This is a genomic window from Robertmurraya sp. GLU-23, from assembly GCF_052983275.1.
On record NZ_JBRKCV010000013.1, the window covers coordinates 13,648 to 26,126 of the forward strand.

Genomic DNA, 12,479 nt, shown 5'->3' on the forward strand with positions numbered 1-12,479 from the left:
CCCTATTGTTAATATGTATAAGCGAATCAAAAAATGCAGCCTTCTTTAAGAAAGCTGCACTTTCACCTATTATAATACCATAGCCGCGATCCAACCGAAAATGACAAGTGGTATATTGTAATGAATAAAGGTTGGCACACAGGTGTCCCAAATATGATTATGCTGACCATCTGCATTCAATCCTGCTGTAGGACCCAGCGTACTATCAGAAGCTGGAGAACCGGCATCTCCTAGTGCTGCTGCTGTACCTACTAATGCGATCGTAGCCATCGGACTAAAGCCTAGTTCCATACAAAGTGGCACGAAAATGGTAGCAATGATGGGGATGGTAGAGAAAGAAGATCCAATTCCCATAGTTACTAGCAACCCTACTACTAGCATCAATAAAGCAGCCAGCCCCTGATTTCCACCAATCACATTCGCAGACTGTTGAACAAGTTCATCCACTGCTCCAGTTGCTTTTAATACTTCGGCAAACCCAAAGGCCGATAACATTACAAATCCGATAAAGGCCATCATTTTCATTCCATCTGTTAGAAGCTCGTCCGCCTCACGCCACTTCACGGAACCACTCAAGTAAATAATGATGATCCCTGCAAGAGCACCGATAATCATTGAATCGAGGAGAATTTGCACGATTAATGCACCAATAATCGCTAGTGCAGCAAAGACAATTGCTAACTTACTTTGTTCATTTTTTTCTACATTAATTAAGTCATGTGTTACATAGTTTCTCCCTTTACGGTAAGAGAAGAAAATAGCAATTAATAATCCTACTAAAAGACCCGCTGTCGGGATTAGCATTGCTGTCGGAATATCACTAGGGTCAATCGTTAATCCACTATCAGACATATTAGTAGCTAGTATATCGTGAAAGATTTTTCCAAACCCTGCTGGTAAAAGGATATAAGGGGCTGTTAACCCGAATGTTAATACAGACGCTATTAGTCTTCTATCTATTTTCAACTCATTCATCACATTTAATAGTGGTGGAATTAAAATAGGAATAAACGCAATATGGATAGGAATCAGGTTTTGCGAGAAGCAAGCCATTAATAAAATCGCAAAAACAATCAGCGCTTTTGAATAAACTTTGGCTTTCGAGTCACCATTCTTTTGAACCATTTTTAAGACGGCATCGACCAATACATTTGGTAGCCCAGTTTTTGATATGGCAATAGCGAATCCACCTAATAAAGCGTAACTTAAGGCAACCTCCGCACTTCCTCCTAATCCTCCAGAGAAGACTTCAATTGTTTTTTCAATCGATAATCCACCGGTTAACCCACCAACGATCGCTCCGATAATGAGGGATAACACGACATTTACGCGAAATAAACTTAATATTAACATTACAAGCACGGCAAGGATGACTGCATTCATGTTGTATAAGTGCTCCTTTCAAAAAAATCCTTTAGTTTGGTAAATTGGTAGAGTAATAAAACACAAGAATTAAAATAGCACAGAAATTCAAAGCCTGTCAAGGAAATAAAAAACTCTAAGGACGTTTACTTGAAGTTCAAAATTAGAAGTAACCGTGCAATTTGATAAGCGAAAATGCTTGGAACATTGTTTTCACTAAGTCTGAAAAATAAAAGGAGAAATTCCGTTTATTTTGGGAAATACCAACATTTCCCGCAAAATAAGCGGAGTTTTTCCGCTTATATGAACCTAAACTCTAGATTTAGGTATAAATAAAGCAGTTAATCGGAAAATTTCCGCTTATATCTGCTTCTTGAGCCCCTACTATACTCATTAACCGGAATTTCTCCGCCTATAAATTCCTGGAAAGCCTTGATTTTCAAAAAAAATGCAGTCCAATTCAGTTGCGAATTGGACTGCTAATCTGTTTGTTAGTTAAGTCTTGAAAACCGAACCCGTTAGACTTTTACACCTAATGTTTTTTTACCAATTATTTAATTGCTTCAAATCGTTCAACGAAGAGAGCGAGTGTTCTTGTCATGACACCTGTTGCTCCGTCTGGCCCTAAGTCTGACGCTTTAGAAGTGGTAGCTGTACCCGCAATATCTAAATGTACCCATGGGGTATTTTCGGCAAACTCACCGACAAAAGCTCCACCCATGATCGCATGACCTTCTCGACCAGGTGAATTGTTCAGATCAGCAATCTTACTATTTCTAACTCTTTCTTTATCCTTTTCGAAAAGAGGAAGACGCCACATAGGTTCACCCGCTTCAGAAGAGGCTTCAAGTACTTGCTCAAATAATCCTTCATGATTCGTAATCGCACCAGTCGTATCTGTACCGAGCGCGATGATCACTCCACCAGTAAGCGTTGCTATATCAACCAAATAATGTGCTCCATGGAACTTAGCGTATGTGACAGCATCTGCCAATACTAATCTGCCTTCTGCATCTGTGTTTAATACTTCAATCGTTTTCCCACTCATAGACGTAATCACATCATCTGGTTTAAAGGCTGTACCACTAATCATGTTATCAGTCGAAGGAATGACGGCAACCACATTTTGCTCAGGACGTAATTCACCGATGATTTCCATCGCTCCAAGTACGGCAGCAGCTCCACCCATATCGGTTTTCATCCCAACAATGCCATCCTTAGGCTTGATCGAGTATCCGCCCGTATCAAAGGTAATCCCCTTACCGACTAAACCAATCACATCTGTCCATTCCTCTTTCCCTTGATACTTTAGAACAATCATCTTTGGCGGCTCAGTTGATCCTTGGTTAACGGCTAACATTGCACCCATACCAAGCTTTAGCATATCTTCCTTTTCAAGAATTTCTATTTCGAATTCGTATTTTTCTCCTAGTGCCTTTGCGTAATTAGCCATATCGGTAGCCGTTAGCATATTTCCAGGTAAGTTTACTAGTGTACGAGCAGAATTGGTTCCTTTGCCGTATACATATCCTACGGTTAACGCAGCCTGATGATCTTCCTTTTCTACCTGTTCACTGTACACATGGACATTTTCAATCTTTTTTTCCGGCTCATTCGATTTTTGCTTATATCCTTTAAACTCATACGTAGCTAAAGCAAGTGCTTCTCCGACAGCATGAGCCACATCCAACGCGTCTAGTTCTTTCCCTATGAAAGAATCTAAGTGAACAGCTATCTCAGTTAGCCTTGCTGATTGAATTTGTTTACACACCGCTCCAAATGCTTCACGGATGGAAGCAAAGGTAGCTTGATCCTCTTTTCCAAGTCCAACAATATATAAATTTCTAGCTCCAATTTTTCCAAATGTATGTATTTTCGTTAAACTCTTCTTCTTTGCTGACAAGTCACCGCTTTTCACTAATTCGGTTAAATAGCCATCAAATTGATCATCTAACTCTTTTAATTCACCGTCAAACTTTACTGGCTTATCAAATAATCCAATGACTAATGCGTCCAATTTCACGGATAAATCCATTTTATCATGTACGGAAAACATACCGTCACCTCCTAGTTATAAACCTATTATATAAAAAAATATTTCGAATATCTAATTATCTTCTTCTAAAAATAAGTAGTACTGAGGTAGTCTTGGAAGAGTCCCTACTTTTTCAAAGGGAATTCGATCAATATGTTGTGGTATAATAGTAAGACACTGGTAAATAAATGCATGGAGCTTTTCAACATCCAGACCCCAGTGCATCGGACGATACGAGTCTAAATATTCATAAGCCACCTTCATCATTAATCTTGCACCAACAACATTACCATACTCGTAATGATAAATGGCTACACTCATTTGTAATAAGCCCTTTAAAAAGTAATTTCCTTTATCAGTCATCCACATTTCTTCCAGTAAATCGTGACAAGTATAATAATCGCCTTCATTAAATGAAATAAAAAACTCATAATATTCAGCTGGATAGTGTGACAATGACTTCCCCCCTAAATGATGCTCCATTTACCACTATCTTAGCAAAGGAAAATGGGAAAATCATGTCAAACCCTAGAATTTTTGTGAATGGATTCATGATGGAGAAAAGAGGTATATATTTATGGAATTTTTATTTAACTTCCCGTTTATCGCTTCCTTGATCGCAATCTTTTTTGCTCAATTTGTAAAGGTTCCAATTCAGTATCTCGCTACACGAAAGATTGATTGGTCCCTGCTTACCAGTACAGGAGGAATGCCTAGCTCCCATTCGGCCGCTGTAACCGCCCTATCTACCGGTGTCGCTTTCGAAGCTGGGATTGACTCCGCTATATTCGCTGTTTCAGCTGTGTTTGCTATTATAACCATGTTTGATGCTACAGGTGTGCGAAGGCAAGCTGGAGAACAGGCTATTGTATTAAATCAGCTTGTACATGACTTTCATAAATTTATAGATGAAGCAAAAGGTTGGCCGAATAAGCCTGAACAAGAGAAACGAAAAGAGTTAAAAGAACTCCTTGGGCACAAACCAATTGAAGTATTCTTTGGAGGAATCACCGGTGTACTCGTTGCGTTCTTCCTACGGTTCATCACTACATAAACAAAGATAATATTTCCACTTAACTATTCAGGATATTGTGGAAAACTAAAAAGGCAAGTTCCTCATCTGAGTAACTCGCCTTTTTCTTATTTACTTTCTGAGCTCGTATATTGCTGACGAAATACTTGTAATGCCTTGTCCTCATTTAAGGCACGAAGCTCTTCTTCAGTTAATTTTCCATTGCCTCTTTCAATCACATACACTTCTAGTGTTTTCTTACCCCAGTTGTTGTACACATCTTCAACTGTTTCATAATAAAGATCTACTTTATTGCCTTTGATCGCTCCACCTTTATCGGCAACAACTCCGTATCCATAACCAGGAATAAAGAGAATCGTTCCAATTGGAAAAACATTTAAATCCGCAGCTACTGTTGAAAATAAGTCTCTCGTCACCTTCACACCTGAATATGTAATTCCAAACTCCGGATGCCCAGGGTTCTTCCCAGTCGATTCAACTCCTGCAGTGTAGCCAGTGGCTGTTACCGTTGCTTTCGGGTATTGTCCCCAATCAAATGCTTCTTCAAGCTTTGGCGGCGCCCCGATCACTTCTTCACTTGATGAGATTAATGTTTCTTCACTAGCTATATTATTTAAGAATTTAAATGCCAATCCAATTTTTTTTACGGTGTGATCAAAAACAGAATCCTCAGTGTCCACTTCGTCACCATAATTTGTATTTGCCAGTAGCGATTCAGCTTTTACACCTGAAATACTTTGAAATGTTGCACCTAATGCTCCAATAAACAACACCATCAACATGACACGCCTTATAAACAATTTCACTATTTTCATCTTTTTTTCACTCCTCCCAAAACTAGTCATTTCCCATTTCTGAAAGAAGTATTCATATTTTAGTGAATTAATAGACTTTGGTATTTTTTAACAAACCTCCATATAAAACAAAAAAACCTCCACTAATGTGAAGGCTAAAACATGCGGTATCCTCTATTTCTTAACATTTTTATCGTTATTCCTGCAAGTATAGCTCCTGCCATTCCACTGCTTAAAATTAGAATGTCTGCAAGTGCTAGATTCATAAATCGGTTCCCCAAGTCTTGAAATGAAGCCGAGCTATTTGTAAAATATTCACTGAAGCTAACTACATCCACAATGAGGATCGAAACAATTGGATATATGATTGCCATAATCCACGACATTCTTAGTAGCATATTTAAGATGAATCCGATTCCAAAAAATAAAACAAAAAACAAAAGCATCGATATTGGTAGAACAAATATCGTCATTGGCATTTGGTTGTTTCCCCCTTCACACATCAACTTTTAGTGTACTAAAAGCAATCGTTTTTCGTCAATAAAATGAGGGGAGGAAAGAAGGCAAAAAAATACTCCGCATCATATACGGAGGAAATTTGGTCATTTTGATTCTTTCTGTTTTCCAGTTCCCCCACAGCTTGGGCATGTTTCTGAACCACCAAGTAAAAGCTGGAAGTAGCCCGTGCCTGAACAATAAAGACATTCCTTTGTTTCAACCTTCACCACATTCATTTTCCTCAACCTTCCCAAACGACTGAATTTTCAGATAATATATCATGAAAATTCCAAAAAAGAAAGTAAGAAAATCTTCCAAAAACAGAGAGTGGTAACGCATACAAGTATTTTTTTCTCTATTTTCCATACTGTTTCTAAATATTTTAATAATTATAAAAATAATTTATAAGACGTGTATCCAAACTGCTGTCCTGGATCAATATGATCGACTTTTATTCTCTCTTCAGATTTCATCGCTTCAATCATATACGCGAGCATAATAGAAGCTTTATTTTCATCTAGCAACTGGTCTGGAAGGATAAAAGCAGCCTCATAGAGCTCATTTTCTTGAATGACAATGCTTTCCTCTGGTTTTATTTGGTGCAAAAGAAACATGATCATATTGTCACTAATTTCATGCTTAATGACTCCTGTTCGTACTCCAAGCAACTGTTCAACACGGCAGGTTAATCCTGTTTCTTCTTTTACCTCTCGAATAACAGCCTCGTCGGCTGTTTCCCCTTCATCTACAAATCCAGCGGGTAAGGACCACTTCCCTTTTAATCCCCCATACTTCTTTTTTACCACAAGCCATTCGCCATGTTCATTAATAACCAAACCAGCCACTGCTAGCCAGACCTTTCCTCTTTCCGATTTCTTCACATCCCACACCCCACTTATACAATAATTATATCACCGATAATATCAAAAAAAGAACAAGCTGTTTGTTCAGCTTGTTCTTTCTCGTCTATTATAGAACGTTGAATTTACCTTTTTTCAGAACAAGTGAAGGTCCACCGATCATGAATAATGCACGGTTATCAACCATCTTCTTCATGAATGAAGCCGTTCCACCAGTCATTTTCTTGCCAAAGGCTACTCCGATTGCATCGTCGTGTCCAAGTGAGCACACTGTTCCTTTGTTATCGAATGTAAAGTGACCTAACTCACCTTTGTCGCGAATAAGAGCGACAATATTGCTTGCACATAGTTCACCTTGTTGCATCGCAATTTGAGCTGTTGGTGGGTATGGACGATTCACCTTCTCGTCGATGATTAGTGAGCAATCACCGATAATGAATACGTTGTCGTGTCCTGGCACTCTTAGGTCAGGTTGAACCTTTACGCGACCTCTCATTGCTTCAAATCCAGAGTTTTCAATGATTGAGCTACCGCGAACTCCCGCAGCCCAAACCACTGTTGCAGCCTTAATTTCTTCTACTTCGTCTTCGCCTTTACCAACAACAATTCCATTTTCAGTCGCTTCTTTAATAGCCGTACCGATCATGAATGTTACACCTTTACGCTCTAATTGAGCTGTTGCGTAGTTAACTAGTTCTGGATCAAATCCAGGAAGTACCATTGGAGCAGCCTCTACACAAATTAGTTTTACTTTACCGAAATCAATATCGTACTCGCGGCAAAGTTCAGGAATACGGTTTGTTAATTCTCCTAAGAATTCAATACCTGTAAATCCAGCACCACCAACAACGATGGTTAATCTTTCATCTTTCTTTTCTTCTTCCATATTGTACGTAGCGAATTGATATTCAATATGTTCACGAAGTTGACGTGCAGCATTGATATTAGCAATCGCAAATGCATGCTCTTTCAAACCTTTAATTCCGAACGTTTCTGGCTCTGCACCAAGTGATACCACAAGGTAATCGTACTCAACCTCACCTTTTTCAAGAACCACTTTCTTCTCTTCGTGGTTAATAGAAAGAACCGTACCTTTAATGAATTCTACTTTATTTGTGTCAATAACATCTGTTACATTGTAACGTACACGGTCATGGTGTAATGTACCAGCTGACGCTTCATGTAACCATGTTGTTTCATAGTGGTAATCATTTTTGTTAATAAGGACGATATCCGCTTCATTTACTCCAACTTGCTTTTGTAATCTTGTTACTGTCATTAATCCACCGTATCCGGCACCTAATACTACGATTTTTGGCTTTCTCAAGACGTTCAAACCCACCTTTTTTATATATAGTTTTTTGTGTTTTTTTTATCTTCCGCTTCTATAAAGGAATTTATTTTATAATAATAACGAAAAAGTTTGTGATGTTTTTCACGAAAGAAGACAAGAAAATGTTGAAAAAATGACACAAAAAGTTAACAATATGTCTACATATCATCATATTCCTTTTTATTCACTTTTTCAAGCAGAAAATCTACCAAAAAACGATCATTTAAATGGTAAACTTTTCTGACAATATTCATGCTGTTAGTGACTTCCCTGAGTGAATTTCATTATTTAGTCATAACTCCGAGCCGTTTTTAATACTTTTGGTAGTATGAATTGATAAATCCCTACACATAGTGAGGAGGATATAGAATGAAAGAGGACCAGACAGTTTACGACATTACCATTATTGGCGGAGGACCTACTGGACTATTTACTGCCTTCTATGGGGGAATGAGACAAGCAACTGTTAAATTGATCGAAAGCTTGCCACAGTTAGGTGGGCAATTATCCGCTTTATACCCTGAAAAGTATATCTATGATGTTGCTGGATTTCCTAAAGTCCGGGCCCAGCAGTTAGTCAATAACCTGAAGGAGCAAATGGCTACCTTTAATCAAACGGTTTGTTTAGAGCAATCCGTTGAAAAAATCGAGAAACAAACGGATGGAATCTTTAAGCTAACAACCAATAAAGAAGTCCATTTTTCAAAAACAATCATCATCACCGCAGGCAATGGAGCCTTTCAACCCCGCAGATTAGAGTTAGAAAACTCCTCCCAATACGAAGGGAAAAATCTATATTACTTTATTGACGATCTTCATCAATTTGCTAATCAAAAGGTGGTCGTATTTGGCGGTGGAGATTCAGCCGTTGATTGGGCTTTAATGCTCGAACCCATTGCCGAAAAAGTAACGATTGTCCACCGTCGTGATAAGTTCCGGGCTCACGAGCACAGTGTACAAAATTTAAAACATTCCAAGGTGGAGATAAAAACTCCCTACGTGCCTGCTAATTTACTTTCAAATGGTGAAGGAGATATTGCACAAGTTGTGCTAAAGAATGTGAATGATAAAACAGAAGAAACCGTCGATGTAGATGCTGTGATTTGTAACTACGGATTCGTATCGTCCCTTGGTCCCATCAAGGAATGGGGACTTGTGATTTCAAAAAACTCCATCATGGTAAATTCAAAAATGGAAACGAATATTCCCGGCATTTATGCAGCGGGAGATATCTGTACGTATGAAGGGAAAGTAAAGCTGATTGCCTGCGGCTTCGGTGAAGCACCCACAGCCGTGAACAACGCGAAAACATTTATTGACCCAAAGGCAAAAGCACAGCCATTGCATAGTTCATCGATGTTTAAGTAGAAAAGCGGATCCGACTGCTCTGACCCGACAAGCATAAGTCAAAGAGGCGGAGCTGGACAGAGAAAAGAAAAAAGTGCAAGGATGATCCTTGCACTTTTTAGCATTCTTCCGGTGTACCTTGGTTCGTTGCTGTACGGAAAGAGGAACCACATCCACATGAAGCAATGGCGTTAGGGTTTTCGATGGTGAAGCCGCCACCCATTAGGGATTGCTTATAGTCAATAACGGTTCCTGCTAACGCAGGTGCACTTTCTTTATCAACTAAGAACGTAATTCCATGTTGAACAAGCTTCGTGTCCCCTTCTTCTACCTCGTGAGCAAATCCAAGACCATACGATAGGCCACTACAGCCGCCACCTTTAATCGCTACGCGTAAGTACGCATTTTCCTCTTCGTTCTCTTTCATCATATCTTTTATTTGAAGTGCAGCCGCATCTGTCACAGTAATAATATCTTTCATGATTATTCCTTCCTCCTTCGAACATCTTTACTTTTAGTATATACAGCAATGTCTTTATACTCAACTGAACGGACTTAGAAAAATGGAATTGTTTTAGTTCCTCATCTCACTGAAACTAAACCTACTTCTTTTCAAATATTATGTTTTTATAGTTCTTTTATCACAAATAATAAGGTACAATAGTATTATAAAAATCATTAAAAAAATAAAAGGGGTGTGTGTGAATATGACTGAACTACAGCCGCTTTATGATAAAAAATGTGAATGTATGATGTGTAAAACCAAGTTTACGACAAAAAAGCTTCGCTCACGTTTTGTAGTAGTAAAGTCCTATGATACTGACTTTGCCCCTACGTATGAGAATATAGAAAATGATCCTAACCTTTATTTTGTTACGGTATGTCCGAAATGCGGATTTTCTTTTACAGATGACTTTACGCCTTATTTTCCACCAGGCAGCAAGGAAATCATTGATTCTAAAATAGCCCAACAGTGGCACCCCCGTAGTTTTGGTGAAGTTAGGACGTACCCAGAGGCCGCAAAAACCATCAAACTTGCCGCCTATTGTGGAACATTGAAAAAAGAAAAGCATGTATCAATTGCAGGTTTGTATATGAGACTGACTTGGATATACAGAGCACTTCTAGACCACGAGCAGGAGCAACGATTTATGAAGCTGGCTGTGGACGAATATATGGAAGCATATATCACTGATGATTATCGTGGAACGCAAATGACCGAGCTTCGGCTTCTCTATATGATTGCGGAGCTTTCTAGACGAACAGGTCAGATCGACCAATCCGTGAAATATTTTTCAAAGGTTATTGAAAAACAAGGAAGCTATAATGAGGCAAAGATCGTTGAAATGGCCAGAGATCGTTGGCAGGAAATACGCGAAGCGCAAAAAACAAAAATATAAAAAGGGTCTACCGATAAGGTGACCCTTTTTTGTATGTTAAAGGCTGTCTTCGTAAAGTTTGTTGTTTTGGAAAAATCCCAAAAGCCGGATTTTCCCCCGCATAACGCTGGGTTTATTGGTCTATTTGGAGAGTAGCTCTTTTCTAAAGATGAAAATATTCTGATTGGCTGTTGAAACATATGTTAATTTTCCTAAAAAGTGTGTATATAGCAACAATGTTTTAGAAAAGAGCCCTGTTAAAACATCGGATTTTCTTCTAAATACTGATAAATATTTTCTACCAGCTCATCAGGTGTATCCCCGGAGACCACTTCTCCATTTACTAGTGCAAATAGTGTTGATGCACATTTGCCACAATAGCCAAGACATCCATATTCAATGATATCTAGGTCATAATCCTTTTCTAGCTGTTCAAGTGCTTTTTGAGCCCCACTTGCTAAATTACTTATACAAAACTCTATAATTGGTTTTATCATTTCTCCCACCTCTACTAAGTAAATGTACCTTGTCCAACCAAAAAGTTCAAGTAGGTAGATTCCTTCCAAAAATATTAAATGTCAAGAAATTGTACTGAATATGTTGTGGTTTTGTCACAATTTCGTTATACTTTTTATGGTGTTTTTAAACATATATAATGTTTTTCTATTTTAATATGTCATCATATTGCAAACGTTTTTATAAGAGAGAATAGCAACTCAACTGTAGAGAAAAAGGGGAAATTGATTATGAAGAATCTCGTTATTCTCGGCGGAGGCTACGGGGGAATGAGAATACTCGCACGCTTATTACCCTCTCAACTTCCAGACGATGTAACCATCACGCTAGTTGATAAAATTCCTTATCACTGTTTAAAAACAGAATATTACGCTCTTGCAGCTGGCACGATTTCCGATCAGCATGTACGGGTAGCTTTCCCTGAGCACCCTAGGCTTACCATCAAATACGGAGAGGTTAAAGATATTAATCTTGAAGAGAAAACCGTTCTCGTGAATAATGATCAGATCACTTACGATGAATTAGTTATTGGTCTAGGTTGTGAAGACAAATACCACAATGTCCCAGGGGCAGACCGTTATACGTATAGCATTCAATCGATTGAGAAGTCCAGAACAACGTATCAAGCATTGAATAACTTAGCCCCTGGCTCTGTAGTCAGCATTGTTGGGGCTGGTTTGAGCGGTGTAGAACTAGCAAGTGAATTAAATGAAAGCAGACCCGATTTAAACGTTAAGCTATTCGACCGCGGAAATCATATCTTATCCGCCTTCCCTGTTCGTTTAGGGACGTATGTGGAAAATTGGTTTGATAATCACGGAGTAGAAATTGTTAACAATTCACATATCACAAAGGTAGAAGAAAATACTCTATACAATCACGATGAACCACTACACTCAGATGCGATTGTATGGACTGCAGGCATTCAGCCAGTAGAAATTATCAGAAACCTTGATGTTGAAAAAGATCATCAAGGGCGTGTGGTGCTAACTGTTCATCACAATTTACCTAATGATGAACATGTGTATGTCGTGGGCGACTGCGCAAGTCTACCGCACGCACCTAGCGCTCAATTAGCTGAAGGACAAGCGGAACAGATTGTACAAATTCTCTTAAAAAGATGGGCAAATGAACCGCTTCCAGAAACAATGCCGATTATTAAGTTAAAGGGAGTTCTCGGCTCTTTAGGTAAAAAACATGGCTTTGGTTTAGTAGCAGAACGTCCAATCACAGGACGAGTGGCAAGACTATTAAAATCAGGTATTCTATGGATGTATAAATATCACAATGGCTAATACAAAAGTGCTCTCCTACCATGATAG

General features: G+C 38.7%; 14 protein-coding genes. 4 read left to right on the plus strand and 10 right to left on the minus strand.

Features of this window, described 5'->3' with window-relative positions:
• Positions 1-69: 69 nt before the first annotated feature.
• The 3 genes from ACVBAX_RS18025 to ACVBAX_RS18035 all read right to left on the minus strand — a co-directional run bounded on the left by ACVBAX_RS18025 (position 70) and on the right by ACVBAX_RS18035 (position 3,853).
• A complete protein-coding gene (locus ACVBAX_RS18025; RefSeq protein ID WP_447118248.1) occupies positions 70-1,383 on the minus strand; it encodes a Na+/H+ antiporter family protein in 1,314 nt (437 codons plus the stop codon).
• A gap of 529 nt (positions 1,384-1,912) precedes the next feature.
• Positions 1,913-3,418 (minus strand): leucyl aminopeptidase, encoded by a 1,506-nt coding sequence (locus ACVBAX_RS18030; protein WP_447118249.1) that lies wholly within the window; start codon positions 3,416-3,418, stop codon positions 1,913-1,915.
• 51 nt (positions 3,419-3,469) lie between these two features.
• On the minus strand, positions 3,470-3,853 hold the full coding sequence (locus ACVBAX_RS18035) for a DUF309 domain-containing protein (RefSeq protein ID WP_430775081.1): 384 nt from the start codon (positions 3,851-3,853) through the stop codon (positions 3,470-3,472).
• 121 nt (positions 3,854-3,974) lie between these two features.
• On the opposite strand from ACVBAX_RS18035, the gene ACVBAX_RS18040 reads away from it, so the two are divergent.
• Entirely contained in the window at positions 3,975-4,451 is a 477-nt protein-coding gene (locus ACVBAX_RS18040) for a divergent PAP2 family protein (protein WP_430775080.1), read from the plus strand.
• An 86-nt stretch (positions 4,452-4,537) separates the two neighbouring features.
• Here ACVBAX_RS18040 and ACVBAX_RS18045 read toward each other — a convergent pair whose 3' ends face one another.
• From ACVBAX_RS18045 to ACVBAX_RS18065, 5 genes are all read right to left on the minus strand, one after another.
• Entirely contained in the window at positions 4,538-5,245 is a 708-nt protein-coding gene (locus ACVBAX_RS18045; RefSeq protein ID WP_447118250.1) for a 3D domain-containing protein, read from the minus strand.
• A gap of 134 nt (positions 5,246-5,379) precedes the next feature.
• A complete protein-coding gene (locus tag ACVBAX_RS18050) occupies positions 5,380-5,703 on the minus strand; it encodes a YuiB family protein (RefSeq protein WP_447118251.1) in 324 nt (107 codons plus the stop codon).
• Positions 5,704-5,826: 123 nt separating this feature from the next.
• The gene (locus ACVBAX_RS18055; RefSeq protein WP_430775078.1) at positions 5,827-5,958 is read right to left on the minus strand and encodes a YuiA family protein; all 132 of its coding nucleotides are present in this window, start codon (positions 5,956-5,958) and stop codon (positions 5,827-5,829) included.
• A 153-nt stretch (positions 5,959-6,111) separates the two neighbouring features.
• On the minus strand, positions 6,112-6,603 hold the full coding sequence (locus ACVBAX_RS18060) for an NUDIX domain-containing protein (RefSeq protein ID WP_447118252.1): 492 nt from the start codon (positions 6,601-6,603) through the stop codon (positions 6,112-6,114).
• Between the two features lie 88 nt (positions 6,604-6,691).
• A complete protein-coding gene (locus ACVBAX_RS18065; protein ID WP_447118253.1) occupies positions 6,692-7,909 on the minus strand; it encodes an NAD(P)/FAD-dependent oxidoreductase in 1,218 nt (405 codons plus the stop codon).
• Between the two features lie 375 nt (positions 7,910-8,284).
• On the opposite strand from ACVBAX_RS18065, the gene ACVBAX_RS18070 reads away from it, so the two are divergent.
• Positions 8,285-9,283, plus strand: coding sequence for an NAD(P)/FAD-dependent oxidoreductase (locus ACVBAX_RS18070; protein ID WP_447118254.1), 999 nt, complete (start codon positions 8,285-8,287; stop codon positions 9,281-9,283).
• Positions 9,284-9,380: 97 nt separating this feature from the next.
• Here ACVBAX_RS18070 and ACVBAX_RS18075 read toward each other — a convergent pair whose 3' ends face one another.
• Complete coding sequence (locus ACVBAX_RS18075) at positions 9,381-9,743, minus strand: HesB/IscA family protein (protein ID WP_430775074.1); 363 nt, start codon at positions 9,741-9,743, stop codon at positions 9,381-9,383.
• 226 nt (positions 9,744-9,969) lie between these two features.
• Here ACVBAX_RS18075 and ACVBAX_RS18080 point away from each other — a divergent pair, with 226 nt between their 5' ends.
• Positions 9,970-10,662, plus strand: a complete 693-nt coding sequence (locus tag ACVBAX_RS18080) for a DUF2225 domain-containing protein (RefSeq protein ID WP_447118255.1) — start codon at positions 9,970-9,972, stop codon at positions 10,660-10,662.
• 236 nt (positions 10,663-10,898) lie between these two features.
• On the opposite strand, the gene ACVBAX_RS18085 is transcribed toward ACVBAX_RS18080, so the two are convergent.
• On the minus strand, positions 10,899-11,138 hold the full coding sequence (locus tag ACVBAX_RS18085; RefSeq protein ID WP_447118256.1) for a YuzB family protein: 240 nt from the start codon (positions 11,136-11,138) through the stop codon (positions 10,899-10,901).
• A gap of 249 nt (positions 11,139-11,387) precedes the next feature.
• Here ACVBAX_RS18085 and ACVBAX_RS18090 point away from each other — a divergent pair, with 249 nt between their 5' ends.
• Positions 11,388-12,452: an NAD(P)/FAD-dependent oxidoreductase gene (locus ACVBAX_RS18090; protein WP_447118257.1), complete on the plus strand. Its 1,065-nt coding sequence runs from the start codon at positions 11,388-11,390 to the stop codon at positions 12,450-12,452.
• The last annotated feature ends 27 nt before the right edge of the window (positions 12,453-12,479 follow it).